We start from the raw sequence: 393 nt of genomic DNA on the forward strand, positions 1-393 counted from the left end.
GGCATGTGTCGCTGGTTCGCCTCGCCAAGCGGCGCGCCAGCCGCGTCGTGGTGTCGATCTTCGTCAACCCGACCCAGTTCGCTCCGACCGAGGATTTCGGCGCCTATCCGCGCACCTGGACGGCCGACATCGCCAAGCTCGCGGCCGAGGACGTCGATATCGTCTGGCACCCGGGCGTCGCGGCCATGTATCCGGAGGGGTTTGCCACCCGCATCGCGCCGGAGGGGCCGGCGCTCGCCGGCCTCGAGGACCGCTTCCGCCCGCACTTCTTCGGCGGTGTCGCCACGGTCGTCGGCAAGCTGTTCACGCAAGTCCGGCCGGATGTCGCGATCTTCGGCGAAAAGGATTTCCAGCAATTGCGCGTGGTGACGCAGATGGCGCGCGACCTCGACC

1 protein-coding gene is annotated in these 393 nt (G+C 68.7%); it reads left to right on the plus strand.

Annotation, left to right across the window (positions count from 1 at the left end; genetic code table 11):
• On the plus strand, positions 1–393 hold a 393-nt coding region (locus tag GSF22_RS34300), incomplete at both ends, for a pantoate--beta-alanine ligase (RefSeq protein ID WP_208818009.1).

It is taken from the genome of Micromonospora echinofusca (assembly GCF_017614955.1).
Classification (GTDB): Bacteria; Actinomycetota; Actinomycetes; order Mycobacteriales; family Micromonosporaceae; genus Micromonospora; species Micromonospora echinofusca_A.